The organism is Nonomuraea sp. NPDC050790, assembly GCF_044456745.1.
Lineage (GTDB): Bacteria > Actinomycetota > Actinomycetes > Streptosporangiales > Streptosporangiaceae > Nonomuraea.
Window position 1 is genome coordinate 33,581 of sequence record NZ_JBITGF010000006.1, and the last position, 25,605, is coordinate 59,185.

Consider the following 25,605-nt stretch of genomic DNA (forward strand, 5'->3'; position numbering starts at 1 on the left):
CACCTACGCTTTTCATGTGTTGCGACGCCTGTCACCCTTCGCGCGTGAACAGCACTCTTGACCGTTTCTTCAGCATCACCGCACGAGGTTCGACGCTCTCCCGCGAGGTGCGCGGCGGACTCGCCACGTTCTTCACGATGGCCTACATCGTGGTACTCAACCCCTTCATCATCGCCACCAAGCCGGACGCCGACGGACAGTTCATCGGTGACGGAAGCAGCCCCAACATCGCACTGGTCGCGGCAGGGACCGCCTTCGTGGCCGGTGTCCTGACCATCCTCATGGGCGTCGTCGGCAAGGTGCCGTTCGCCATGGCCGCGGGGCTCGGACTCAACGCCTTCGTCACCTTCGGCATCGCCACCCAGATGAGCTGGGAGGAGGCGATGGGCCTGGTCTTCGTCGAGGGTGTGATCATCGGCATCCTGGTGCTGACCGGGTTCCGCGTGGCGGTGTTCAACGCGATCCCCACGCAGTTGAAGACCGCGATCAGCGTGGGCATCGGCCTGTTCATCGCGCTCATCGGCTTCGTCGACTCCGGCTTCGTGCGCGGCAACGCGGCGCCGCCGCTGACCCTCGGCATCGCCGGGGAGCTGACCTCCTGGCCGGTCCTGGTGTTCATCGTCGGCCTGCTGGGCACCGCTGCGCTCGTGGCGCGCAAGGTCAAGGGCGCGATCCTGATCGGGATCGTCGGCACGACCGTGCTGGCCGCGGTCGTCGAGCTGATCTTCCGCCCGGGGGCGTTCTCGAAGGACAACCCCGGCGGGTGGATGCTGAACGTCCCGCACATCACCTCCGACATGTTCGGGATCACGAACCCGCTGGTGCTGTTCACGGAGTTCGACCCGATCGGGGGGTTCACCCGGGTGTCGGTGCTGCTGGCCGTACTGCTGGTGTTCACGCTGCTCGTGACGGACTTCTTCGACACGATGGGAACCATCGTCGGCGTCGGCCGTCAGGCCGACCTGATCGGCCCGGACGGGCAGCTTCCCCGGACCAAGGAGATCCTGCTCGTCGACTCGATCGGCGCGGCGGCGGGCGGCGCGGGCTCGGTGTCCTCCAACACCACCTACGTCGAGTCGGCCTCCGGCGTGGCGGAGGGCGCCCGCACGGGGCTGGCCAGCGTCGTGACCGGCGCGCTCTTCCTGGTCGCGATCTTCCTGGCGCCGCTGGTCAAGGTGGTGCCGTACGAGGCGGCGGCGCCGGCGCTGGTCATCGTGGGCTTCCTGATGATGAGCGCGATCAAGGAGATCGACTTCAGCGACTACGAGGTCTCGATCCCGGCGTTCCTCACGATCGTCATCATGCCGTTCACCTATTCGGTCTCGAACGGCATCGGCGCCGGTTTCGTCAGCTACGTGCTGATCAAGGTGCTGAAGGGCAAGGGCCGCGAGGTGCATCCGCTCATGTGGGGTGTCTCCCTGCTGTTCGTTGTCTACTTCGCGCTTGGCCCCATCAGGGATCTGATCGGGCTGTAACGCTCGCGACCAGCTCGGCCACCTTCGCCCTGGAGGTCAGGCCGAGCTTGGCCAGGATGTGCTCGACGTGCGTGTCCGCGGTCCGCTTGGAGATGTGCAGCCGCTCGGCGATCTCCCGGTTGGACAGGCCCTCGCGCAGCAGCACGGCCACCTCCCGTTCCCTGCGGGTCAGCAGCTCCATCGCCGCCCCGCAGGCCATGGGCGCGCAGCCGGGCAGCCGGTCGGCGTCGGCGAGCGCGGCGTCGACCACCTTCTCCAGGGGCGTGCGGGCGCCGTGCTCGCGCTGCTCGGCGAAGCGCCTCTCGCCGAGCTCCGCCAGTGCCGCGTTCGTGGCGCTCTGGTGGAACTCCTCCATCACGACCGTGCCACTCAGCCGTAGCCCGGTCACCCGCCAGAGCCGGTCGGCCGCGCCCAGCAGCCAGGCCGCCCGCTGCGCGCGACCGCGCGCGGCGGCCAGCCAGGCGTGCGTCTCCAGGCAGTAGGCCGTGCCGATCATGTCGCCCAGCTCCGTCTTGATCCCGATCGCGGTACGGCCCGCCGCCTCGCACCCCGCGTAGTCGCCCTTGCCGAACAGGGCGGCACTGGTGATGTAGTACAGGTAACCGCGCAGCCATCGCTCGCCGGTGTCCTGGCCGAGCCGCAGCAGCCCGTGCTCGCACAGCCGCCGCGCTTCCTCCGGCTCGCCGGCCAGGTGGTGGCGGTAGCCGTCCTGGGCGTCGAGGGCGACCAGCCCGATCCGGTCGCCGACCTCCTCCATGATCTTCAGGGCGGTCCCCGCGGCGTCGGCCGCCTCGCCGAGCCGTCCGGCGAAGCACAGCGCCAGGTGCCGGTAGAGAAGGATGCGCCCGGTCAGCAGCCGTTCGCCGAGCTCCTCGACCATGGGCAGCGCCTCGTCGCAGTCGGACAGGGCCGTGTCGAGGTCGCCCTGGAAGGCGACCAGGTAGGCGCGCACGCCGAGCGCCCTGGCCCGCTGGCGGGAGGGTGCGGTGCAGCGGCGCAGCACCTGGCCCAGCCAGTAGCGGCTCTCGGTGTACAGGCAGGAGATCTGCCAGTAGCCCCAGAGCGCGTTGACCAGGTCGGCGGCCACGGTCGCGTCGGGCAGGAGCATGGCGTGCTCCATGGCCGCGCGCAGGTTGGCGTGCTCGCGCCGCAGCGCCCGGTAGCGCTCCACCTGGTCGTCGTCGATGAAGTGCTCGTCGAAGTGGGTGGCCAGGCGGTGGAAGCGGGCGATCTGCCGGCCGCGCACGGCGGCCTGCTCGCCGCTGCGGGCGAGCTGGTCGGCGCCGTACTCGCGGATGGTGTCGAGCTGGCGGTAGCGTGCGCCCGGTTCGTCGGCGCGCAGCACGAGCGACTTGTCGACCAGGCCGATGAGCGTCTCCATGACGGTCTCGACGGGCAGCCGCTCGTCGGCGCAGACCTCCTCGGCGGCCTCCAGGTCGAAGGATCCGGCGAACACCGACAGCCTGGCCCAGAGCAGCCGCTCCTGCGGGGTGCACAGGTCGTGGCTCCAGTCGATGGTGGTGCGCAGCGTCTGGTGCCGTGGCAGCGCCGTACGCCGGCCGCCCGTCAGCAGCCGGAAGCGGTCCTCCAGGCGCTCGATGAGCTGCTCCAGCGGTACGGCCCGCAGCCGCACGGTCGCCAGCTCGATCGCCAGCGGCATCCCGTCGAGGCGGCGGCACAGCGCGACGACCTGCTGGCCGTTGGTCTCGGTGAGCCGGAAGCCGGGCACGACGGTGGCGGCGCGCAGGGCGAACAGCTCGATGGCGTTCCCGCTCGCGCCGGCCCCGGTGACGGAGTCGGGCACCGGCAGCGGCGCGATCATGTAGGTGTGCTCGCCGGGCACGTCGAGCGGCTGGCGGCTCGTGGCCAGGACGCACACCCGGGGCGTCTCGCGCATGAGGATGTCGGCCAGGCCCGCGCAGGCGTCGATGAGGTGCTCGCAGGTGTCCAGGATGAGCAGGATGTCGCGGTCCTGGAGGTGGTCCAGGAGCGTGTCGAGCTGCGTCTGCCCGGCCTTCTCCGGCAGGCCGAGCGCCGTGCAGGCGGTGTGCGGGAGCAGTTCGGGGTCGCGCAGCGCGGACAGCTCGATGAGGCAGATTCCGTCGGTGAACCGTTCCTTGACGGCGTCGGCGACCCGCAGCGACAGGCGCGTCTTGCCGACGCCGCCGGGTCCGGTGACCGTCACGAGGCGTTCTGCGGTGAGGAGCGCGGCGAGTTCTGACTGCTCGGCTTGGCGCCCGATGAAGGCGGTGACGTCGCGGGGGAGCTCTCCTGGCCGTCTGCGGAACGTGCCTAGTGTCATGTTCGGATCGTATTCATTAGGTAACGATCGGTTATACGATTCCGCGCAATCCATGGAGTACGTATGCCGAGAGAGCAGGTCGGCGGGAAATCCGTAGGGGGTACCGATAGCCGGGACGCGGGCCGTACCGGCACCCTGTGGTGGTGTGACCTCCGCTCCGCGCAGGAGCCTGGATGTCCCAGCGGGCGGTGACCCGGCGTGGCCTCTGGAGGGGTGAGCCACCCCGGGTCACCGCCCCTTTTCCTCCTTGACCGACCCTGCTGTATCAATGGGTGAGATCTTCGGCTTGGAGGGAATGTGGCGGGTATCCGGATAGTTAGCAAAGGTAATGACTCATGCTAACGAACACCCAAAAGATGGACCTGCGGAGCGACGCAGGCCTGGCTTCAGCTCTGCGCGTGTCGCTGGCGCGGCTGACCAGGCGGCTACGACGACAGGCGGCGGCGCACTCGCTGACACCCACTCAGTTCGCGACGCTCGCCGCGGTGGAACGGCATTCCGCGATAACCCCCGGCGAATTGGCCGAGCTCGAGAAGGTGCAGCCCCCCTCGATGACTCGCGTGATCGCCGGGCTCGTGGAGCGAGGGTTGCTCGCGCGTACACCGCACCCGACCGACCGGCGACAGGTGACCGTGAGCGTGACCGAGCCCGCCTTGAAGCTCCTGAAGGAGGAGCGCAGGCAGAAAGAGGCTTGGCTGACGCAGCGGTTGAAGGAGCTGACGCCCGAGGAACGGGCGGTGCTCAGGCAGGCGGCCCCGATTCTGGAGAAGCTCAGCAAGATCTAGAACCTGAAGAACGCGGGACCGGGATGTTCCGGTCTCTCAGGAATCACAACTACCGGCTGTTCGCCTCCGGCAGCGCGGTGTCCAACCTCGGGGGTTGGATGCAGCGCACCGCGCAGGACTGGCTGGTGCTCGACCTCACGCACGGCAGCGCGGCGGCCCTCGGTACGGCGACCGCGCTCCAGTTCCTCCCGATGTTGCTGTTCGGCCTCTTCGGCGGCGTGCTCGCCGACCGATACCCGAAGCGGCCCATCCTGATCGTCGCGCAGACGATCATGGCGATGCTCGCGCTCGCCATCGGCATCCTGACCGTCACCGGCACCGCGCAGGTCTGGCACGTCTACGTGATGGCCTTCGCGCTCGGCCTGGTCTCCTGCGTCGAGGTGCCGACCCGGCAGACGTTCGTGGTCGAGATGGTCGGCCGCAAGGACCTGTCCAACGCCATCGCGCTCAACGCCTCGATCTTCAACCTGGCCCGCGTGGTCGGCCCGGCCGTGGCCGGTGTGCTGATCTTCGTACTGGGCGGGACGGGGCCGATCTTCCTGCTCAACGGGCTGACGTTCGCCGCGGTGATCTCCAGCCTGGTCTTCATGCGGAAGTCGGAGCTGAACCTCGCCGAGCCCGTTCCGAGGGCCAAGGGCCAGCTCCGCGAGGGGCTGCGCTACGTGATGGGCAAGCAGGAACTGCTGATGCCGATCCTGCTGATCGGGTTCGTGTCGATGTTCGCGCAGTCGTTCTCGATGTCGATCGCGCTGATGGCCCGCGGGGTCTTCGACGCGGGCGCGTCGTCGTTCGGGCTGGCCTCCAGCATGTTCGCGGTCGGCGCGCTCGGCGGCGGGCTGCTGGCCGCGCGGCGGGCCAAGCCCAGCAGGAAGGTGCTGCTCACCGGCGCGATCAGCTTCGGGCTGTTCCTGGTCGCGGTCGGCGTGGCGCCCGCCTACCCCGTCTACCTGGCGCTGCTGGTCCCGGCCGGCATCGCGCTGATCACCGTCAACACCGCCGCCAACGCCAGCGTCCAGCTCGCCACCTCGCCGGAGATGCGCGGCCGGGTCATGGGCATCTACCTGCTCGTGTTCACCGGCGGCGCGCCGCTGGGGGCGCCGCTGGTCGGGCTGCTGTCGGAGTTCGGCGGCCCGAGAGTCGGAGTCATGCTCTCAGGTGCGCTGGTACTGGCGGGCACCGGCATGGCGCTGCTGATGACACGCATGATCGGCGCGCGCCGCGGGGTGGCGCTGGCCACGGCATGATTCCGGCATGAGGTTGTTCGCGGCCCTGGTGCCGCCCGACGAGGTTCTCGACGAGATCGAGACGGCGATCGCTCCGCACGTCGGGCAGGTACCGGGCCTGCGCTGGCCCGACCGCGCCACCTGGCACGTCACGCTCGGGTTCTTCGGCGAGGTGCCCGAGCGCGTCCTGCCCGCCCTCCAGGTACGGCTGGCGCGCGCCGTGGCCCGCCACCCCGCGGTCGACCTGGCCTTCGACGGCTTCGGCGCCTTCTCCTCGGTCCGCCGGGCCAGGGTCTTCTGGGCGGGGTTGTCCGGCGGCCCGATGACCCGCCTGGCCGACTCGGTCAAGGCCGGAGCCCGCAGGGCGGGCGCGACGGAGACCGACCAGAAGCGCTTCCACCCGCACCTGACGCTCGCCCGCGCCAAGCACGAGCAGGACCTGAGCGCCCTGGTCGAGTCGCTGGCCGGCTTCTCCGGCTCGCCGTGGCGGGCCGAATCGGTCCGGCTGGTCAGCTCGACGCTGGGCGCCCAGGTGAGGTACGAGTCACTGGCCGAGTGGGCGCTCGCATCGCCGGAGCCCGACTAGGCTGCACAAGCGTGGACCGTCCCCGTTTCTGGCTCCTGCCCATCGTGCTCGTCCTGCTGCTCCTGATCGTCGTGGTCGGCGCGCTGGTCACCTGACCTACCAGGCGTACTCCTCCGGCGCCGTCCTGTGCCCGGGGAAGATCTCGTCCAGCCGCGCCAGCGCCGCCTCGTCGAGCGTGACGTCGAGAGTGGGCAGGCTGCTCTCGAACTGCTCCATCGTGCGCGGGCCGATGATCGGCGCGGCCACCGCGCGCTGCTTGAGCAGCCACGCCAGCGCCACGTGGGCGGGGTCGACCCCTAGCTCGTCGCAGAACTTCTCGTACGCCTCGATCTTCTCCCGGTGCTTGGCCAGCTCGCCGAGCATCCGCTCGGAGGACGAGCGGCCCTTGTCCATCTTGCGCAGGACGCCGCCGAGCAGGCCGCCGCCCAGCGGGCTCCACGGGATCACGCCGATGCCGTAGTCCTCGGCCGCGGGCAGCACCTCCATCTCGACCGCCCGGTTGAGCAGGTTGTAGTGGCACTGCTCGCTGACCAGGCCCACTGAGCTCCTGCGCCGGGCGGCCTCCTGGGCCTTGGCCAGGTGCCAGCCGGCGAAGTTCGACGAGCCGACGTAGACGATCTTGCCCTGCGTGCGCAGCACGTCCATCGCCTCCCAGAACTCCTCCCACGGAGTGCTCCGGTCGACGTGGTGGGCCTGGTAGATGTCGATGTAGTCCGTCCGCAGCCGCTTCAGCGAGGCGTCGCACGCCTTCCTGATGTTCAGGGCCGACAGCAGGCCGTCGTTGGGCCAGTCGGTCATGCCGCCGTAGAGCTTGGTCGCGATGACGGTCTTCTCCCGCCGGCCCCCGCCCTGGGCGAACCAGTTGCCGACGATGGTCTCGGTCGCGCCCCTGCCGGCCGACTGGCCGTAGACGTTGGCGGAGTCGAAGAAGTTCACGCCCGCCTCAAGGGCGCGATCCATGATCGCGAAGGAGTCTTCCTCGGAGGTGAACGGGCCGAAGTTCATGGTTCCGAGGCAGAGTGGGCTGACCTTGAGGCCGGAGCGTCCCAGGTTCACGTATTCCATGGCCATCAGCCTAGGTAGCTGGAGTGCACTCCAGGCTAGGATGACTTTCCGTTGTGTTGGTGCTGCTTCGGTCCGCCGTTCCCCTATTTCTGTCGATGGTCACCGGGATGGTGGGCTCGCTGGTCGTCGCCGGTGCGCTCGGCCGGCACGCGCCCGTGACGCTGGCCGCCTTCGCGGTCATGACCGCCGTCCTCAACCCCGCCGCCACCGCGGTCGTCGGCGCGCTGCGCGGCCTCATGCCGTTCGTCGCGCCGCACAAGGACGATCCGGTACGCGCGGTGCCGATCCTGCGGGACGCGCGCTGGCTCACCCTGGTCGTCGGCCTCACCGGGGCGCTGGCGGTGCTCGGGGTGCCGTGGCTGGCCGGGGCCGTGGGGGTGCCCGCCGGGATCGTGGCCGAGCTGGGGCTGGTGCCGTACCTGCTGGCGCTCGATCTGCTCGTCCTGGCCTCCAACGGCGGCGCCACCACCGTGCTCGTCGCGCTCGGACGGTCGCGGCAGGTGCTCTGGTCCAGCCTGGCCAACACCGCGACGGTGATCGTGCTGACGCTGGTGCTGGTGCCGCGCTGGGGGCTCGACGGGATGGGCGTGGCCTGGCTGGCGGCCGGGCTGGCCGGCGTGCTCGTCTCGAACCTCTGCCTGCGCCGCGCGCTCGGCCGGCCCGTCGGGCAGGCCAGGCCGCGCGTGGCGGAGATCCTCGCGCTGGCGCGGGTCAGCCTGCCGCTGGCGGGCACGGTGCTGATCAAGTTCGGGGCGCTCGGCGTGGTGACGTTCGCCGCGACGCTGACGGGCGTGCGCGCCGCCGCCGCGCACTCGGTGCTCGTGGCGCTGACCGGGTTCACGTTCGTGGCCTCAATGGCGGTGGCGCAGGCGGCGGTGCCGGAGATGGCGCGGGCCACCACCCCGGCCGGGGTGCGGCTGGTCAACCGGCGCGCTGCGCTGCTGGCGGTGAGCGCCTCCGCGGTCGGCGGGCTGGTGCTGCTGGTCTCCGGCCAGGCGCTGGCCCGCCTCTTCAGCGACGACCCCGGTGTGCGGGCGGCGGTGCTCGCGCTGGTGCCGCTGATGCTGCTGTCGTCGATGGCGGACGCCGCGCAGGCCGTGCGGGGCTTCGGGCTGTCGGCGCTCAAACGCTCCGGCGTCTCGCTCGTCTACTTCGCGATCGGGTACGGCCTGCTCGTCCTGACCGCGATACCGGTGGCGCGGGGGTGGGGGATCACCGGGTTGTGGGTGTCCATGTCGGCGGTGAACGTCCTGCTTTATGCGTTGCAGAGCTGGGGGTTCCGCAAGCACAGTGCCCAGGTGGGGATGGTCACGGCCGCGCAGCGGGCATGATGTCAGGGTGGGGGATGTCTGGATTAGGGCGATTGCCGTGACCGTACTGGCCTGCGCGCTGCCTGCTGCGCCGGCGATGGCGGCGGCCGATGAGGCGGAGGAGAAGCTGTTCACCTTCCGCGACGCGCGGATCACGGAGTCGAGCGGGCTGGCCGTCTCGCCAACGCATGACGGGATCTACTACACGCACAACGACAGCGCCGCGGCACCGCAGTTCTTCGCGGTGGACGGGGCCGGCCGTACCAAGGCGGCCTTCAGGGTGTCGGGGGCGCAGGCGCGCGACTGGGAGGCGATGGCGGCCTCCAAGGACCCCGCGACCGGGCGGGGAGTGCTGTGGTTCGCCGACATCGGGGACAACCTGGACGGCGCCTGGCCGGACATCTCCATCTACAAGGTGATGGAACCCGCCACGCTGCGCGGCGCCACGGTGCCCGCGGTGCGCTACCGGTTCCGGTACGCCGACGGGGCGCGCAACGCCGAGGGGATCATGGTGCACCCCAGGACCGGGCGGTTGTCGGTGGTGTCCAAGGAGTTCTCCGGCGCGGTGTACCAGGCGCCGCTGAAGCTGCGGACCGGGCGGGTGAACATCCTGCGCAAGGTCGCCGCCGCGCCCATGATGGCCACCGACGCGGCGTACGCGCCGGACGGGTCCTCCTATGTCGTGCGGACGTACTTCTCCGCCACGCTCTACCGGCCTTCCGGCGACGTGATCACCAAGGTCTCGATGCCGCCTTTGGACCAGGCCGAGTCGATCGCGTACACGGGGGACGGCAGGGCGTTGCTGACCGGGTCGGAGGGGGCGCGCAGCCCGCTGTACCGGGTGCCGCTGCCGGAGCGGGCGCTGGCCTCGTCCCCATCCAAGGCCACGCCTGCTCCCTCGAAGAAGGCGTCGGTGGCGGCGGCCGAGACCGCGCCGGTCGAACGTGGGCTTTCCGGGCAGGACATCCTGATCTGGCTGGCGGCCGCGGTCGGAGCCACTGCGGTGATCGCGGTGATCGCGCGCCGTAGCCGGTGATCTGAGCAGGACCACCCAGGTACGTCTGAGTACGTTCACCCAGGTGCTGGGTGGCGGTGTGGCGGCATCATTCTCACTATGCATCCTGATGGTGGGAAATTTCGGGTGATGGTGTGCCCTGACTGCGGGGCTCCGCTGCCCGGCACCCCAAGCGCCTGCCCGCGCTGCGCGCTGCCGCTGGCCGGGCCTGTGGCGGCGGAGTTGTGGCTGGTGGACTCCGCCCTCGCCGACCTCAGGATGCGGGAGGCGGACCTGCATCGGCGGCGGGGAAACCTGCTCGGGTTGCTGCGCGAGGAACGGGCTCGGCTGCGGCGGGCGTCCACGGCGGTTCCCGGTGTGCCGGTGGTCTCGGGTGCTCCCCGTTTCATGGACGGTTCGGGTGCGCCTGGTGCGCCGGGTTCACCCGGCGCTTCGGGCGTGCCGGGCGGTTCGGGTGCCGCCGGTGTTCCGGGTCGGCCTGCTGGGCCCGGGGTGGCGGGTGGCCCGGGTGCGTCGGGCTTTTCGGGTGCTCCCGGCGGTTCGGGTATGCCCGGCATGCCGGGGCGGCCTGGTGGTTCGGGCATGGAGGTTTCCCGGCGGACGGCGCAGAATCTGCTGCTGATCCTCGGTGGGCTTCTGCTGACCGTCGCGGCCGTGGTGTTCACCGTCGTGAGCTGGGGGCATCTGGGCATCGCCGGGCGGGGCGCGATTCTGGCCGTGGTGACCGGGGTGGCGCTGGCCGTACCGGCGCTGCTGCTCAGGCGTGGGCTGACGGCCACGGCCGAGACCGTCGGGGTGCTGGCGCTGGCGCTGCTGGCGCTGGACGGGTATGCGGCGCACCGGGTCGGGCTGCTCGGCGGGGTGTCTTGGGTTGACTACGGCGCGGGGGTTGTCGCCGTGGTCGCGGCGGGGGCGGCCGTCTACGGGCGGGTGTTGCCGCTGCGGGTGGCGCCGATCATCGCGATCCTGCTCGCCCAGGCGCCGCTGGTGATGTGGTTCGGTTCGACCGCTACCGGGATCGCCGCCGCGCTCACCGCCACGACCCTGCTCGATGCCGTCGTCTGGAGCCGGGCCAAGCGGAACGAGATCCGGGTGACGGCGGCGATCTGCCTGGGGATCGGTGGGTTCGGGGCGTTGTTCGTGGCGGCCGTGGAGTCGGTGGTGGGGGAGCCGGTGTGGGCTCCGGCGGGGTTGCTGGTGGTTCTGGCGGCCATCGGCGTACATGTCGGGATGCGGGTTGTGCCCCTCATGCGCTGGCTGCCGTTGGGGATGGCGGGGCTGGCCCTGATGTTCGCGCTGGGCTCGCCGGTGCGGCCGTCGCTGGGCTCCTCGTGGCAACTGCTGCCGTACCCGCTGGCGGCGATGGCCGTCATGGTCGCGGCGCTGTGGCTGCCGGTCGCGATCCGGCGGGCCGGAGTGGTCTCCGGCGCGGTGATGGTCGCGCTTGGCGCGCTGCCGTTGGTGCCGATCGTGCTGAACGCGCTGTTCATGCCGTTCCGCAACGTGTCGGCGGTCTGGGCGGGTGTGCGGTGGGAGGCCGACCAGCTCGCGCTCGCTCGGCCGGGCGTCGTGTTCCTGGCGGTGGCGGCCGTGGTGTGCGTGGTGGCGGCCCGGCGGTGGAGCGTGCTGGCGCCTAGGGTGCCGGCCTCCGACATCTCGGGGACGGTGCTCGGGTCCGGGCTCGTGCTCGGGTTGCTGGCGCTGCTGCTGGTGCCGGGGGCCTTCTGGCTCGGCCACCCGGCCTCGGCCGGGGTGCCGCTGCTGGTCGCGGTGGCGCTCAGTGCGGCCGCGACCCGCTATCCGGCCGCCGCCTGGGGTGCGGGGACGGCCGCGGTGCTCGCGCTGGCCGAGGGCCTGGCCTCCGAGGTGGCCACGTACACGGTGCTCGGTGTGCTGCTGGTGACCTGGGCGATCCTGTACCGCCGCCCGGCCGCGCTGGCCGGTGCCGCGTTGAGCGGGTCTGGGCTGGTGTGGGCGGTCCTCTACGGGCTGGGGGTGGGCGTGCTCGACGCGGGCGCGCTCGGGTTCGCCTCCGGCGCCGCACTGGCCCTGCTCGGCTGGTACGGCACGCCACACCCGATCCGAGCCACAGACACCGCTCAGCCGGGGAACACCGGAACGGCGAAGACCACGGACCAGCCCGGCGACCCCAGGGCGGCGATGGGCACGGACCGGCCGCACGACTCCAGGGAGGCGTCGGGAGACCTCAAGGCGCGGCGCGCGGTGCCGGTGGGAGGTCCCGAGGCGGCGGTCGGCGCGGAGCCGGTCGGGGAGCCCAAGGTCGTGGGTGCTGCTGGCTGGCGGTTTGGGCGGGTTTTGGCTGGGGTGCTGGCCGGGCTTGCCGTGCTGGCGGCCGGGGAGGTGGTGGTGCGTGGGGTGGCGAACTTCGCGGGGCTGGCCCATCCCTGGAGCCTCGCCCACCCCTGGAGCGGGGTGCCGTCTCTGACCGAGGCGCGGCCCTGGGCGTTGGTGGCGCTTCTCGTGGCCGGGTGTGTGCTGGTCGCGGCTACCCGGCCGGCGTTCGCGGTGGTCGTGGGCGGGGTGCTGGTGGCCGTGGTGCCGGTGACGGTACGCCTGCCGTACCAGGTGAGCTTGGGGTTGATCGTCCTGGCCACGGCGGTGGCGGCGGTGCTCGCGGCCCGGCGCGGCACGGCGGGCGGGCAGGGACCGCGGGTGGGTGATCTCGCGGTCGGCGTGGCGGTGTGGCTGGGCGTGCTGTCGGTCGCGAGCGCGGCGGCCACGCAGACCGGGACGATCATGACGCTGGCCGTCCTGGCCGCGATCGCGGCGGGCACGAGCCTGTGGGGACGCGGCGGGGTCGCCGGGGTGGTGCTGGCGAGCGTGCTGGCCGTCACCGAGGTGGCCGTGGTCGCCGCCGCCCACGGCCTGCGTACGGCCAGCCTCGTCTGCGCCGGAGCCGGGGTCGTCGCGGTGGGCGCGGCGGCGTGGAGGCGGGCGCCGGGCGTGGGGTATCTGGGGACCGGGTTCCTGCTGGCCGCCTCCTGGCTGCGGTTGTGGGCGGAGGAAGTGACGGTCGTGGAGGCTTACACGCTGCCGTTCTCGCTGGTACTGCTCGGGATCGGCCTGCTGCGGGGGCGGGAGGCGTCGTCGTGGAAGGCTTATGGGGCGGGGTTGCTGTTCACGTTCGGGCCGAGCCTGCTGGCCGAGCCGACGGCGGCGCGGTCGTTGCTGCTGGGGGCGGCGGCGCTCGCGGTCACCGTGGCCGGCGCCCGGTACCGGCTGCAGGCTCCCGCCCTGCTCGGCGCCCTCACGCTCGGCGTGGTGGCGGTACGTGAGCTGGCGCCCTGGATCGCCGGGCTGGTCACGGCGCTGCCCCGGTGGGTGCCGATCGCGGTGGGCGGCCTGCTGCTGCTGGTGGTCGGCGCCACGTATGAGGCGCGCAAGCGGGATCTCGTCCGGCTCAAGGAGGCCGTGGTCAAGCTCAAGTAGGGTCGATGTAACAGTGCTGTTGTAGCTTGGGCGGATGTTTCCTGAGATCGAGCCCTACGACCACGGACATCTCGACACCGGCGACGGCAACCTCGTGTACTGGGAGACCTGCGGCAACCCCGACGGCCGCCCCGCGCTCGTCGTCCACGGCGGTCCCGGCGGGGGATGCTCGCCCAACCAGCGGCGCGGGTTCGACCCGGAGCACTACAACATCATCCTGTTCGACCAGCGCAACTGCGGGCGCAGCCGTCCCCTCGCCGCCGACCCCGCGACGGACCTTTCCGCCAACACCACCCAGAACCTCATCGCGGACATGGAACGGCTGCGCGAGCACCTCGGCGTGGACAAGTGGCTGCTCTACGGCGGTTCCTGGGGCTCCACGCTCATCCTCGCCTACGCGCAGGCGCACCCCGAGCGGGTGTCGTCGATCGTGCTCGTCAGCGTCACCATGACCCGCCGCTACGAGATCGAGTGGCTGTACGACGGCGTCGGCCGCTTCTTCCCCGAGCAGCGGGCGCGCTTTCGCGCGGGGGCGCCGGAGGGCGCGTCGGGCACCGTCCCGGAGCTGCTGGCCGCCTATGGCCGCCGCATGGCCGACCCCGATCCCGAGGTACGGGCCCAGGCGGCGAACGACTGGATGACCTGGGAGGACTCGGTCATCTCCCTGGAGCCGAACGGCCGGCCCAACGCCTACACCAACCGGCCGTCCGAGGCGTTGCAGTCCTTTGCCCGGATCTGCGCGCACTACTTCGCCAACGGGGCGTGGCTGGAGGAGGGCGTCCTGCTCAGGGACGCGGGCAAGCTGGCCGGGATCCCCGGGGTGCTCATCCACGGCCGGTTCGACCTGGGGTCGCCGCTGGAGAACGCCTGGCAGTTGGCCCAGGTGTGGCCGGATGCCCGGGTGGTCGTGGTGGAGGACTCGGGACACACGGGCAGCCCGACCATGCAAGCCGAGGTCATGACCGCCCTCAACCCACACACCCCCTAACCACCCCACCCCAACCCCCAACCCCCAACCCCCGACGCCAACCCCAACCCCAAGTCGCGACGCGAACCCGCGACGCCAACCCCAACCCGCGACGCCAACCCCAACCCCGAGTCGCGACGCGAACCCGCGACGCCAACCCCAACCCGCGACGCCAACCCCAACCCCGAGTCGCGACGCGAACCCGCGACGCCAACCCCAAGTCGCGACGCCAACCCCCACCTCCAACCCCCAACCCCGAACCCCAGCCCCGCATCCCCAACCCCCGGTCGCGACGCCAACCCCGCGACCAACCTCATGCGCCAACCCGTGGGGGCGCCGCCGGAGCACCCGTCGCTGGGCGCCCGGGACCTGCGGAGTCCGGGTGTCCGGATGTCGGGGTGTCCAGGGTGCCTGTGGGGCCCGGGTATGCGGGTGTGACTGCGGCCCGCGAGGTCCGGGCTGTCCGAGTGTCCGGCGCCCGCGCAGCGTCCGAGGGCCCGCGAGGTCCGGGTGTCCGAGTGTCCGGCGCGCGGGGCGGCCGAGGGCCCGCGAGGTCCGGGGGCGGGGTGTTGGGGCCCGCGGGGTTGGGGCGTTCGGGTTGTCCGTGGTGTGGGGTGTTGGGGCCCTGGGGTTGGGTGGGGTTAGTGGGGGTGGCGGAGGGTGGCGGTGAAGGTTTCGCCGCGTAGTGCGCGTTCCACCGCGTCGATCGCCCGGGACAACCGGACCAGGCGTGGCCCCTCCTCGCGGTACACGTCCAGCACCGCCTCCACCGCGTGCGGCGGCAGGTGGCCCTTCAGGTCGACGGCGGCGCCACGGTAGCCGGCGCGGGCGGCCTCGATGGCCGAGTTGACGTGGTGCACCGCCATCCTGGCCAATGCGATGGGGTGGCGGCGCAGCACCTCGTGAGCCCGGTAGTCGGGCGGGACGGCGTCGAGCAACCAGGCCACGGCCGAGGTCTCCCAGTCGGGCACGCTGGGCGGTCGGACCTCGGCCGGCCACTCGGGCGGGACGTACATACGTCCATCGTACTCATGTTCGACTCGCGGTCCATGGAGGCGGGGCCTGTACGGGAAACCAAGTAAGCGCTAGCTTGCAAAGCATGCACGTCTTGGTGACCGGCGCCTCGGGGTTCGTCGGCTCGTACGCGGTCGCTGCCCTCCTGGACGAAGGCCACAAGCCCCACCTTTTCGTGAGAAATCCGGAAAAGGCGGCTCGGGGCCTCCAACGTCTCCACATCAACCCCGACCTCCCGGTCCACGTCGGGGACATCCGCGACGCCGGACAGGTCCGGGAGGCGCTGTCCGCGTGCCAGGCCGTCCTGCACGCCGCCGCCGACATGGGCGTCACCGGCCACGCCGCCGACCTCGACGGCGCCAACGTCACCGGCCTGAAGAACGTCCTGGGCCAGGCCGTCGAACTCGGCCTCGACCCGGTGGTCCACGTCTCCACGGTCGCCGTCTTCGTCCCGCCCGCCGATCCGGTCATCACCACGCGGACCCCGCTGGCCGGGCCGCGCAACGGCTACGGCCGTTCCAAGGTCACCGGCGAGCTGTATGCCAGGAGCCTCGACGGCGTCACGATCGTCTACCCGGGCGGCGTCGTCGGCCCGAACCAGCCGACCGTCGACGCGCTCAACGAGGGACTGCGCGCCGGCGTCGCGCTGGGCTGGCCGATGGTGCCCGGCGGGGTGGGCGTCCTGGACGTACGCGATCTGGCCGGCGCCCTCGCCCGCTGCATGACGCCGGGAAGAGGCGCACGCCGCTACCTGATCGGCGGAAACTTCCAGACCTGGCGGCAACTGGCCGACCTCTGCGAGCACCTCACCGGCAGGAGGGCCCGCAGGTTCCCGGTCCCGGCCGCCCTCCTGCGTACGCTCGCCGCCGCCCTCGACGCCGTCAAGCGCGTGAAGCACGTGCCGTACCCGCTCACCCGCGACGCCGCCGACTTCATGCTCACGCTGGTGCCGACCGACGACCGCGCCACGCTGGACGACCTCGGCGTCACCCTGCGCCCGGTGGAAGACACCGTTTCGGATACATTGCGCTGGCTGTCGGCCGAAGGTCACCTGAACGCCCGGAGAATCGGCAGACTAGCCCCGTGACGGAGAAGATTGGGGTCGTCGGCGCCGGCATCCTGGGCCTGGCCGTGGCCCGCGAACTGGCCCGGGTCAGGGGCGCCGAGGTCACCGTGCTCGACAAGGAGCACCAGGTGGGCGTCCACCAGACCGGGCACAACAGCGGCGTCGTGCACGCGGGCATCTACTACCCTCCTGGCTCGCTCAAGGCACGGCTCTGCCGTGAGGGCGTGGCCATGCTGCGCGCCTACTGCGTCGAGCACGGCCTGCCGTACGAGGAGGCCGGGAAGCTCGTCGTCGCGGCGGGACGGCACGAGCGGCCGGGACTCGCCGCGCTGGCGGCGCGCGCCAGGGACAACGGCGTGCCCGGCATCGCCGAGCTCGACGCGCTCGCACTGCGCGAGATCGAGCCGCACGCGGTCGGGGTGGCCGCGATCCACTCGCCGCACACCGCGATCGCCGACTTCCCCGCCGTCGCGCGCCGCCTCGTGCAGGACGTGGCCGAGCAAGGAGGTTCGGTACGGCTCGCGCACCCCGTCAAAGCCATCAGGGAACGGGCCGGAAAGGTCGAGGTCCTGGCCGCCAGGCGTATCTTCGCCTTCGACCGCCTGGTGGTGTGCGCGGGACTCGGCACCGACGCGGTGGCCGCCATGGCCGGCCGCCAGGGCGACGTCCGCATCGTCCCCTTCCGCGGCGAGTACTACTCGCTGGCCGGATCTGCCAAAGACCTGGTCAGGGGCCTGATCTACCCGGTTCCCGACCCCAGGTACCCGTTCCTCGGCGTCCACCTGACCCGGCACATCGACGGCGAGGTCCTCGTCGGCCCGAACGCCGTGCTGGCCCTGGCCTACGAGGGCTACACGTGGCGCGACGTCCGCGACGCCCGGCGCATCCTCACCTGGCCCGGCACCCTGCGCATGGCCAGAAAGCACTGGCGCACCGGCGTCAAGGAGGTCTACGGGTCGCTGGTCAAGCAGGCGTTCCTGGACGCCGCCCGCCGCTACGTGCCCGCCCTGACCGCCGCCGACCTGGAACGGGCGCACGGCGGCGTCCGCGCCCAGGCCGTGGGCAGGGACGGCGCGCTGGTGGATGACTTCGTGGTCGATGTCCATGGAAAGGTGGTTTTGGTGAGAAACGCACCGTCTCCTGCGGCCACGTCGAGTCTGGCCATTGCGCGGCATATCGCGGGAGTTGTTCCAGCACCCACCAGGTGAGTGCATCCTTAGGGGTGATGGAATCACGCCTGCTGATCGTCGAGGACGACCCCAACATCCTCGACCTCCTCGCCGCGAGCCTGAAGTTCGCGGGCTTCGACGTCCTGACCGCCAGGGGCGGGCACGAGGCGGTCGCCGCCGTGCAGCGACACCGTCCCGACCTCGTGGTGCTCGACGTCATGCTGCCCGACATGGATGGGTTCGACGTGGTGAAACGCCTGCGGAGCGGCGGCGCGGCCACCCCGGTCGTGTTCCTGACCGCCCGTGACGGCACCGAGGACAAGATCCGCGGGCTGACGCTCGGCGGCGACGACTACGTGACCAAGCCGTTCAGCCTCGAAGAGGTGATCGCGCGCATCCACGCGGTGCTCCGCCGTACCAGCGCGCAGGCGCCGCCGCCGCGGCTCACCTTCGCCGACATCGAGCTCGACGAGGAGAGCCACGAGGTGTGGCGCGGCGGACGGCTGGTGCCGCTGTCGCCGACGGAGTTCAAGCTGCTGCACTACTTCATGACCAACGCGGGACGGGTGCTGTCCAAGCCGCAGATCCTCGACCACGTCTGGGACTACGACTTCAGGGGCGAGGTCGGCATCGTGGAGTCGTACGTGTCGGTGCTCCGTCGCAAGATCGACAAGGGCAACCCGCGGCTCATCCACACCCTGCGCGGGGTCGGGTACGTCCTGCGCCTGCCGCCGGGGCCCTGATGCGCAGGCTGCCGCTGAGGATCAAGCTGATCGCCGCGATGCTCGCCCTGCTCGGGATCGGGCTGACGTTCATCGGCGTGATCAGCGTCTCGGTGCTGCACCGCTACCTCATCGACCGGGTGGACGGGCAGATCGTGCTGCTGTCCCAGCGGGTCCAGAACAAGCTGGACAAAGGCCGCAAGGGCTTGCTCATCGAGTCCGACACGATCGTCATGGTCCGGTGGCCGGACGGGCGGACGGCGCCGCCGTACACCAATGTCAGGGAAGTGGATCTCAAGGCCAAGCCGGCGCCGACGGAGGTCGTGGGCACGCCCGTCACCGTGCCAGCGGTCAGTGGCGACGGCGAGTGGCGGGTGCTGCGCACCACCAGTCCGCACGGCGAGGCGACCGTCGCCGTGGACCTGTCCGAGGTCCGCGACATCACCCGGCGGCTGGTGCTGATCGAGTCGCTCGGGGGCGGCGGCATCCTGCTGATCCTCGCCGTCGTCGGCGTCGCGCTCGTGCGCCGCAGCCTGCGCCCGCTCATCACCATCGAGCGTACGGCCGGTGCCATCGCGGCAGGCGAGCTGAGCCGCCGCGTGCCCGACGGCGACCCGCGCACCGAGGTCGGCAGGCTCGCCACCGCGATCAACGGCATGCTGGCCCAGATCGAGTCCGCCTTCACCGCCCGCTCCGCCTCCGAGGCCGCCGCCCGGCGCTCGGAGGACCGCATGCGCCAGTTCGTCGGCGACGCCTCCCACGAGCTGCGCACCCCGCTGACCTCCATCCTCGGGTACGCCGAGTACTCCAGGCAGAACCCCGGCGCCGACCCGGCCGAGATGATGCGGCGCGTGGAGAAGGCCGCGGGCCGGATGAGCCTGCTCGTCGACGACCTGCTGCTGCTGGCCCGCGTCGACCAGCAGCGGCCGCTGCAGATGCGGCCCGTGGACATGCTCGCGCTGGCCGCCGACGCCGTCCACGACGCCCGCATCCTCGCGCCCGACCGCAACGTCAAGCTCGACGTCGTCGGCGACGCCGCCCTGATCGTCTCCGGCGACGAGGTACGGCTGCGCCAGGTCGTCGCCAACCTCATGTCCAACGCCCTGCACCACACGGAACCCGGCACCCCGGTCGTCGTCAGGGCCGGGACGGGCGGGAGCAAGGTGTTCGTCGAGGTCGCCGACCAGGGGCCGGGGCTCACGCCCGAGCAGGTCGAGCGGGTCTTCGAGCGCTTCTACCGGGCCGACTCCGCCCGCTCGCGCCGCTCGGGCGAGGACCGGGGCAGCGGGCTGGGCCTGGCCATCGTCCGCGCGCTCGTGCGGGCGCACGGCGGCGACGTGGTGGTGCGCAGCACGCCCGGCGCCGGTTCGGTCTTCAGGGTGGAACTCCCACTCGACTTGGAGTGACCCTTCAGCTTTCCCTAAGGTCGCTCGGGCACCCTGTGGCTGTGAGTACCCCAGAGGCCCTGATCATGGTGGTGGACGACGAGCCCAGCATCAGGGATCTGCTCTCCGAGAGCCTGCGCTACGCCGGGTTCGAGGTGCTGACCGCCGCCGACGGCAGGGAGGCCGTCGAGATCGCCGAGCGCTCCTCGCCCGACCTCGTCGTGCTGGACGTCATGCTGCCCGACCTCGACGGGTTCGAGGTGGCGCGGCGGATCTCGGCGCCCGTGCTGTTCCTGACCGCCCGGGACGCCACCGACGACAAGATCACCGGGCTGGCCGTGGGCGACGACTACGTGACCAAGCCGTTCTCGCTGGAAGAGGTCCAGGCCAGGATCCGCGCGGTGCTGCGCCGTACCCGGGGGGAGATCACGCCGCCGAAGCGGCTGCAGGTCGGCGACCTCGAGCTCGACGAGGAGACGCGCGAGGTGTGGCGGGGCGGGCAGAGCGTGCACCTGTCGCCGACGGAGTTCAAGCTGCTGCACTACTTCATGTCCAACGCCGGGCGGGTCGTGTCCAAGGCGCAGATCCTCGACCACGTCTGGAGCTACGACTTCGGCGGTGACACCGGCGTCGTCGAGTCCTACGTGTCCTACCTGCGGCGGAAGATGGACGACACCGAGCCGCGGCTCATTCACACGCTGCGCAGCGTCGGTTACGTGCTGAGGGAGCCCTCCGCCGGTTAGCGTGTCCTCATGGAACTGGTGAGCGCGTTAGAGTCACTGCGCCACCGGCTCGACCGCGAGCTCTTCCCGCTCGCGATCGGACCGGCGGCGGCCGACCGGCTCGCGCTCCAGGAGCTGACCGGCCAGCTCGACGACTACCTGCTGCCGCGGCTGCGCTCGATCGACGCGCCGCTGCTGACCGTCGTCGGCGGCTCCACGGGCGCGGGCAAGTCCACGCTGGTCAACTCCCTGGCCGGCGCCGACGTCGCCGAGCCCGGCGTGCTGCGGCCGACCACGCTCGTGCCCACGCTCGCGGTCAGCCCCGCCGACCACGCCTGGTTCATGGGCCAGAACGTGCTGCCCGGACTCTCCCGCGCCACCGGCGACAGCCCGGGCGCGCTGCGCGTGGTCACGGTCGACACGCTGACGCCCGGTCTCGCGCTGCTCGACGCGCCCGACATCGACTCCGTGGTCACCGCCAACCGGCAGCTCGCCGCCCAGCTTCTCGCCGCCGCCGACCTCTGGCTCTTCGTCACGACCGCCGCCCGCTACGCCGACGAGGTGCCCTGGAGCTTCCTGCGCTCGGCCCGAGACAGGAGTACGGCTCTCGCCGTCGTCCTCGACCGGGTCCCGCCCGAGGCCATGGCCGCGGTCTCCGCCGACCTGACCCGCCTCCTGGAGGCCAACGGGCTCGGCGGCACCAAGCTCTTCACCGTGCGGGAATCCGTCCTGCCCGACGAGAAGGCCAGGCTGCCGCAGGAGTCGGTACGCCCCATCGTCCACTGGCTCACCGAACTGGCCGCCGACGCCGCCGAACGCTCCCGCGTCGTCCGCCAGACGCTCTCCGGCGCCCTCGACAGCCTGGCCGCCCGCGTCCCCGCCCTCGCCGACGCCGTCGAACGCCAGCAGGAGGGCTTCGCCGCCCTGCGCTCCATCGTCACCGCCGCGTACGCGGGCGGCATGTCCGACTTCGACGCCGGAATGCGGGACGGGTCGCTGCTGCGCGGCGAGGTGATGGCCCGCTGGCAGGACTTCATCGGGACCGGCGACCTCATGCGCTCGCTGGAGAGCCGCGTGGGCTGGCTGCGCGACCGGATCGTCGGCTTCTTCACCGGCAAGGCGCAGGCCACCCAGCTCCGTGACGCCCTGGAGAGCGGCGTCGAGGCGCTGATCAGGGGCGCCGCCGACGGGTCGGCGGAGCGGGCGCTCGAAGGCTGGTCCGCCGCGCCCGGCGGGCCCGGACTGCTCGACCGGGTCGGCGCGGTCGAGGCCGCGCGGCTCGGCCGGGCCTCCGCCGCGCTCGCCCCCGCCGCGGAGAAGGCGGTACGCGGATGGCAGGACTACGTCCTCGACCTGGTGCGGCAGGAGGGCGCGGCCAAGCGGACCACCGCGCGGATGGCCTCCTTCGGCGTCAACGGGGCGGGGCTGCTGGTCATGCTGGCCGTGTTCGCCTCCACCGGAGGACTGACCGGGATCGAGGTGGGCATCGCCGGAGGGACGAGCGTCCTGTCGCAGAAACTCCTGGAGGCGATCTTCGGTGACCAGGCGGTGCGTACCCTGACCACCAAGGCCCGCGACGACCTGCGCGCCCGCGTCCAGACGCTGCTCGACGCCGAGGCCGAGCGCTTCACCGCGCTCCTGGCCGACGCCGAGCCGCCGCCCGACACGGCCGCCGCGCTCAGGACCGCCGCCGCCGACATCGCCGCCCACCGCCACGACCTGCCCGCCGCCGGAGGTGAGGAGGGGTGAAGCTGCTGCGCCGCGGGCCGTCCCCGTCCCTGGACGATCGGCTGACCGCCCTGCTGGAGGCGGCCGACCTGGCCGAGGGGCGGCTGCCCGCCGACGTCGTCGCCGCCGCCCGCAAGGTCGCCGACCGGGCCGGCGTACGGCGGAGCCTGTCCGTCTCCCACACCGTGGCCGCCCTGGCCGGAGCCACGGGCAGCGGCAAGTCGTCGCTGTTCAACGAGCTGACCGGCGCCGAACTCGCCACCGTCGGCGTCACCCGCCCCACCACCTCCACCGCCCAGGCCGCGCTGTGGGAGGGCGACGGGGCGGGACCGCTGCTCGACTGGCTGGAGATCCCGCGCCGCCACGCGGTCGCCGCTGAGACGTTGTCCGGGCTCGTGCTGCTCGACCTGCCCGACCACGACTCCATCGAGCTGGGGCATCGGCTTGAGGTGGATCGGCTGGTCGAGGTGGTCGATCTGCTGGTCTGGGTGCTGGATCCGCAGAAGTACGCGGATGCGGCGGTGCATGAGCGCTACCTCAGGCCGTTGGCCAGGCACCGGGAGGTGATGGTCGTGGTGCTGAACCAGATCGACCGGTTGCCGCCTGCGGCCGTCGCGCGGTGCCTGGACGATCTGCGGCGGCTGCTTTCCGGTGACGGGCTGGACGGGGTGCCCGTGCTGGGGGTGTCGGCTCGTACTGGGGACGGGGTGCCTGAGCTGCGGGCGTTGCTGGGGGAGAAGGTGGCGGACCGGCAGGCTTGGGCGGGCCGGCTGTCGGCCGACGTCGCCACCGCCGCCGACGCCCTGGCCACCTCGGCTGGGGGCGCCGGCTCTGATGCTGCTTCTGAAAAGGGGCGGCTGGCCGGCGGGGTGGAGAAGGCGCTCATCGGGGCGTTGAGTTCGGCGGCCGGGGTGCCGTTGGTGGTCGAGGCCGTGGGGAAGGCGCATCGGCACCGGGCCGTGGTGGCCACCGGGTGGCCGGTGACGCGGTGGGTACGGCGGTTCCGGCCTGACCCGTTGCGGCGGTTGCGCATCGGGTCCCCGACTCGGGGGGAGATCGTGGGGAAGACCTCGCTGCCGGAGGCTTCGGCCGTACAGAAGGCGCAGGTGGAGACCGCGATCAGGGACGTCGGCGAGGCGGCGGCCGAGGGGCTGCCCGGGGCCTGGGCGGCGGCGGTGCGGCGGGCGGCGCGCTCGCGGGCGGGCGAGCTGGCCGACGCGCTGGACAAGGCGGTGTCCACCACGTCGCTGAGCGCGGCCCGGCGGCCTCGGTGGTGGCGGGTCGTGGGGGTGGTGCAGTGGGCGGTGTTCGCGGCCATGGCGGCGGGGGCGCTGTGGCTGGGCGTGCTGTTCGGCCTGGACTACCTGCGGCTGCCCGAGCTGCCCACGCCCACGGTGCTGGAGGTGCCGTGGCCGACGGTGCTGCTGGTGGGGGGAGCGCTGACCGGAGTACTGGTGGCCCTGCTGTCCCGGCTGGCCGCCTGGATCGGCGGACGGCGGCGAGCCCGCAAAACCGCCCGAGCCCTCCGAACCGCCGTGGCCGAGGTGGCCAGAGCCGACGTCCTGGACCCGGTAACCACCGAACTCGACCGCCACACCGCCTTCACCACCGCCCTGACCCAAGCCCGCGCCTGACCCACCCCCACTGTTGCCCGGCGCCCCGGCCCAGCCGCCCGAGCGTGGCGCGGGTGTGTCCGGGGTTCGGGGCAGAGGGGGACGGGGTTAGGGGAGGGTGAAGGCGAGGGGCATGTGCTTGATGCCGTTGATGAAGTCCGAGCGCATCCGCCGTACCGGTCCCGTGTGGGTGGCGGCGGGGAAGCGGCGGACGAGTTCGCGGATCATGCACATGATCTGCAGCCTGGCCAGGTTGGCGCCGAGGCAGAAGTGGGGGCCGCCGCCGCCGAACGTCACGTGGTCGTTCGGGGTGCGCCGCAGGTCGAGGCGGTCGGCGTCGGGGAAGACGGTCTCGTCGCGGTTGGCCGAGGCGTAGAAGGTGACGACCTTGTCGCCCGCGCGGATCGGCTGGCCGGAGATCGAGGTGTCGGCCGTGGCGGTGCGGCGGAAGTTGTGGATGGACGAGCCCCACCGCAGGAACTCCTCGGTCGCGCTGCGCCACAACGCCTCGTCGCCCAGGTTGCCGGCGAGTTCGCGGTAGGCGGCGGGATGGTCGATGAGGGCGTTCATGGAGTGGGCGATGAGGTTGCGGGTGGTCTCGTTCCCGGCGACGCAGAGGATGACGAAGAAGGAGTCGATCTCCTCCCTGGTCAGCCGGTCGCCGTCCACCTCGGCCTGGACCAGCGCGGTCAGGATGTCGTCGCGGGGCCGCGTGCGGCGTTCGTCCACGAGGGCGTCGCAGTAGGCGAAGATCTCGGCCGCCGCGATCTCGCCGTCCTCGGGGGTGGTGCGGAAGTCGGGGTCCTGGAAGCCGACCATGCGGTTGGACCAGTCGAAGATCAGGTGGTGGTCGCTCTCGGGGACGCCGATGAGGTCGCAGATCATCTGCAGCGGCAGGTACTCGGCGACGTCGGTGACGAACTCGACCTCGCCGCCGCGTTCCAGTACGCCGTCGGCGATCCGCTCGGCCCGCGCCTGTACGGTCCCGGCCAGCTTGGCGATCATCTTGGGCGTGAACCCGGCGCTGACCAGCCGCCGGTAGCGGGTCTGCTTGGGTGGGTCCATGTTGAGCAGGGTCAGCTTGGCGATCTCGATGAACTCGGGCGTCTGCGTCCTGATGAACGTGGTGCCCAGTTCGGTGGACCACGTCTTGGCGTCGCGGCTGACGGCCTTCACGTCGTGGTAGCGGGTGAGCGCCCAGAAGCCGGTGTCGTCGGGGACGTCGTGCCAGTAGACGGGCGCGTTGCGGCGCAGGTAGGCGAACTGGTCGTGGGGTACGTGGCGTTCCCAGGTGTTCTCGAGCAGGTCGATGCGCATCGGGCTCCCTTTGGCGCGGGGGTTCGGGGCCTGGTCTCGGGTACGGCGGCGCCGTACCGGATGTGGGGGTCAGAAGCCGAGCAGGTCGCGCAGGGCGAGCACCACGGCCGCCCGCTCGACGGCGGGTGGGTCGAGGCGGTGCTGCACCGCGCAGCCGATGAGCAACCCGAGCACGGCCACGGCGGTCTGCTCAGGCGAGCGCCTGAGCGGTACGCCCGCGGCCGCCGCCCAGTCGGACAGCCCCTCGGCGAGTCGGGTGCGGATGTCGGCGTAGCGCCTGGCCAGCGGTTCGCCGATGTGGGGATCGCGCGCGCCGTGCAGCCAGAGCTCCAGTTCGAGGAGGAGCCAGGCCGCACCGCGATCTGGTTCGTCACGGGTGAGCACGTCGAAGAGGGCGGCCAGCCGGTCGTCGAGTTCGGTGATCTCCTCGAATCCGGCGAGCAGGTCGGCCGCGGTCTGGTTCTTCCACACCTCCAGGAGGGCCAGCAGCAGACCTTCCTTGCCGCCGAAGTGGTTGTAGAGGGCGCCGGTGGTCCGGTCGGCGGCTTCGGCGACCGCTTCGGCGGAGACGGCGTGGAACCCCTTTCTGGCGAAGAGGTCGGCGGCGGCGTCGATCAGCCGGGTGCGGGTCTCGGCCCGCCGCTGATCCTGCGTCGCCACGGCGACACCTCCGTTATATCGGGGTTCCTAT

General features: G+C 71.7%; 21 protein-coding genes. 16 read left to right on the forward strand and 5 right to left on the reverse strand.

What is annotated here, in order from left to right:
- Positions 1-14: 14 nt before the first annotated feature.
- Positions 15-1,475 (forward strand): NCS2 family permease, encoded by a 1,461-nt coding sequence (locus tag ACIBEJ_RS29615; RefSeq protein ID WP_397186138.1) that lies wholly within the window; start codon positions 15-17, stop codon positions 1,473-1,475.
- Here the strand turns inward: ACIBEJ_RS29615 and ACIBEJ_RS29620 are convergent.
- Positions 1,453-3,777: an ATP-binding protein gene (locus tag ACIBEJ_RS29620; RefSeq protein WP_397186139.1), complete on the reverse strand. Its 2,325-nt coding sequence runs from the start codon at positions 3,775-3,777 to the stop codon at positions 1,453-1,455. The two genes, ACIBEJ_RS29615 and ACIBEJ_RS29620, sit on opposite strands and share 23 nt — an antisense overlap.
- Before the next feature lie 335 nt (positions 3,778-4,112).
- Here ACIBEJ_RS29620 and ACIBEJ_RS29625 point away from each other — a divergent pair, with 335 nt between their 5' ends.
- The 4 genes from ACIBEJ_RS29625 to ACIBEJ_RS29640 are packed head-to-tail and all read left to right on the forward strand — an operon-like array spanning position 4,113 to position 6,466.
- Positions 4,113-4,562 (forward strand): MarR family winged helix-turn-helix transcriptional regulator, encoded by a 450-nt coding sequence (locus ACIBEJ_RS29625; RefSeq protein WP_397186140.1) that lies wholly within the window; start codon positions 4,113-4,115, stop codon positions 4,560-4,562.
- Between the two features lie 23 nt (positions 4,563-4,585).
- Positions 4,586-5,806 carry an MFS transporter gene (locus tag ACIBEJ_RS29630; RefSeq protein ID WP_397186141.1) on the forward strand — a complete coding sequence of 407 codons (1,221 nt, stop codon included), beginning with the start codon at positions 4,586-4,588 and terminating at the stop codon, positions 5,804-5,806.
- A 7-nt stretch (positions 5,807-5,813) separates the two neighbouring features.
- Positions 5,814-6,371 (forward strand): RNA 2',3'-cyclic phosphodiesterase, encoded by a 558-nt coding sequence (gene thpR, locus ACIBEJ_RS29635; RefSeq protein ID WP_397186142.1) that lies wholly within the window; start codon positions 5,814-5,816, stop codon positions 6,369-6,371.
- A complete protein-coding gene (locus tag ACIBEJ_RS29640; protein WP_397186143.1) occupies positions 6,341-6,466 on the forward strand; it encodes a hypothetical protein in 126 nt (41 codons plus the stop codon). The genes thpR and ACIBEJ_RS29640 overlap by 31 nt, the downstream gene beginning before the upstream one ends.
- A gap of 1 nt (position 6,467) precedes the next feature.
- Here ACIBEJ_RS29640 and ACIBEJ_RS29645 read toward each other — a convergent pair whose 3' ends face one another.
- Positions 6,468-7,436 carry an aldo/keto reductase gene (locus ACIBEJ_RS29645; RefSeq protein WP_397186144.1) on the reverse strand — a complete coding sequence of 323 codons (969 nt, stop codon included), beginning with the start codon at positions 7,434-7,436 and terminating at the stop codon, positions 6,468-6,470.
- A 95-nt stretch (positions 7,437-7,531) separates the two neighbouring features.
- Between ACIBEJ_RS29645 and ACIBEJ_RS29650 the strand changes: the two genes are divergently transcribed.
- From ACIBEJ_RS29650 to pip, 4 genes are all read left to right on the forward strand, one after another.
- Positions 7,532-8,767 (forward strand): polysaccharide biosynthesis C-terminal domain-containing protein, encoded by a 1,236-nt coding sequence (locus ACIBEJ_RS29650; protein WP_397186145.1) that lies wholly within the window; start codon positions 7,532-7,534, stop codon positions 8,765-8,767.
- A gap of 37 nt (positions 8,768-8,804) precedes the next feature.
- Positions 8,805-9,782, forward strand: coding sequence for a hypothetical protein (locus ACIBEJ_RS29655; RefSeq protein ID WP_397186146.1), 978 nt, complete (start codon positions 8,805-8,807; stop codon positions 9,780-9,782).
- Positions 9,783-10,343: 561 nt separating this feature from the next.
- Complete coding sequence (locus ACIBEJ_RS29660) at positions 10,344-13,211, forward strand: SCO7613 C-terminal domain-containing membrane protein (protein ID WP_397186147.1); 2,868 nt, start codon at positions 10,344-10,346, stop codon at positions 13,209-13,211.
- A gap of 34 nt (positions 13,212-13,245) precedes the next feature.
- Positions 13,246-14,199 (forward strand): prolyl aminopeptidase, encoded by a 954-nt coding sequence (pip, locus tag ACIBEJ_RS29665; protein ID WP_397186148.1) that lies wholly within the window; start codon positions 13,246-13,248, stop codon positions 14,197-14,199.
- Positions 14,200-14,819: 620 nt separating this feature from the next.
- Here the strand turns inward: pip and ACIBEJ_RS29670 are convergent.
- Positions 14,820-15,194, reverse strand: coding sequence for a hypothetical protein (locus ACIBEJ_RS29670; protein WP_397186149.1), 375 nt, complete (start codon positions 15,192-15,194; stop codon positions 14,820-14,822).
- 83 nt (positions 15,195-15,277) lie between these two features.
- On the opposite strand from ACIBEJ_RS29670, the gene ACIBEJ_RS29675 reads away from it, so the two are divergent.
- The 7 genes from ACIBEJ_RS29675 (at position 15,278) to ACIBEJ_RS29705 (ending at position 23,618) form a co-directional block, all read left to right on the forward strand.
- On the forward strand, positions 15,278-16,279 hold the full coding sequence (locus tag ACIBEJ_RS29675; protein ID WP_397186150.1) for an NAD-dependent epimerase/dehydratase family protein: 1,002 nt from the start codon (positions 15,278-15,280) through the stop codon (positions 16,277-16,279).
- Complete coding sequence (gene lhgO / locus ACIBEJ_RS29680; RefSeq protein ID WP_397186151.1) at positions 16,276-17,466, forward strand: L-2-hydroxyglutarate oxidase; 1,191 nt, start codon at positions 16,276-16,278, stop codon at positions 17,464-17,466. Before ACIBEJ_RS29675 ends, lhgO begins: the two co-directional genes overlap by 4 nt.
- 17 nt (positions 17,467-17,483) lie before the next feature.
- Positions 17,484-18,170, forward strand: a complete 687-nt coding sequence (locus tag ACIBEJ_RS29685) for a response regulator transcription factor (RefSeq protein ID WP_397186152.1) — start codon at positions 17,484-17,486, stop codon at positions 18,168-18,170.
- Positions 18,170-19,555 (forward strand): sensor histidine kinase, encoded by a 1,386-nt coding sequence (locus tag ACIBEJ_RS29690; RefSeq protein ID WP_397186153.1) that lies wholly within the window; start codon positions 18,170-18,172, stop codon positions 19,553-19,555. Before ACIBEJ_RS29685 ends, ACIBEJ_RS29690 begins: the two co-directional genes overlap by 1 nt.
- Positions 19,556-19,620: 65 nt before the next feature.
- Positions 19,621-20,277 carry a response regulator transcription factor gene (locus ACIBEJ_RS29695; protein ID WP_397186723.1) on the forward strand — a complete coding sequence of 219 codons (657 nt, stop codon included), beginning with the start codon at positions 19,621-19,623 and terminating at the stop codon, positions 20,275-20,277.
- Between the two features lie 9 nt (positions 20,278-20,286).
- Positions 20,287-22,005 (forward strand): ABC transporter, encoded by a 1,719-nt coding sequence (locus tag ACIBEJ_RS29700; RefSeq protein WP_397186154.1) that lies wholly within the window; start codon positions 20,287-20,289, stop codon positions 22,003-22,005.
- Entirely contained in the window at positions 22,002-23,618 is a 1,617-nt protein-coding gene (locus ACIBEJ_RS29705) for a GTPase (RefSeq protein ID WP_397186155.1), read from the forward strand. The genes ACIBEJ_RS29700 and ACIBEJ_RS29705 overlap by 4 nt, the downstream gene beginning before the upstream one ends.
- An 87-nt stretch (positions 23,619-23,705) precedes the next feature.
- Here the strand turns inward: ACIBEJ_RS29705 and ACIBEJ_RS29710 are convergent, their stop codons facing one another.
- Together ACIBEJ_RS29710 and ACIBEJ_RS29715 are read right to left on the reverse strand one after the other, a co-directional pair.
- Positions 23,706-24,914 carry a cytochrome P450 gene (locus tag ACIBEJ_RS29710; protein ID WP_397186156.1) on the reverse strand — a complete coding sequence of 403 codons (1,209 nt, stop codon included), beginning with the start codon at positions 24,912-24,914 and terminating at the stop codon, positions 23,706-23,708.
- Positions 24,915-24,983: 69 nt separating this feature from the next.
- The gene (locus ACIBEJ_RS29715) at positions 24,984-25,574 is read right to left on the reverse strand and encodes a TetR/AcrR family transcriptional regulator (RefSeq protein ID WP_397186157.1); all 591 of its coding nucleotides are present in this window, start codon (positions 25,572-25,574) and stop codon (positions 24,984-24,986) included.
- Positions 25,575-25,605: the final 31 nt, after the last annotated feature.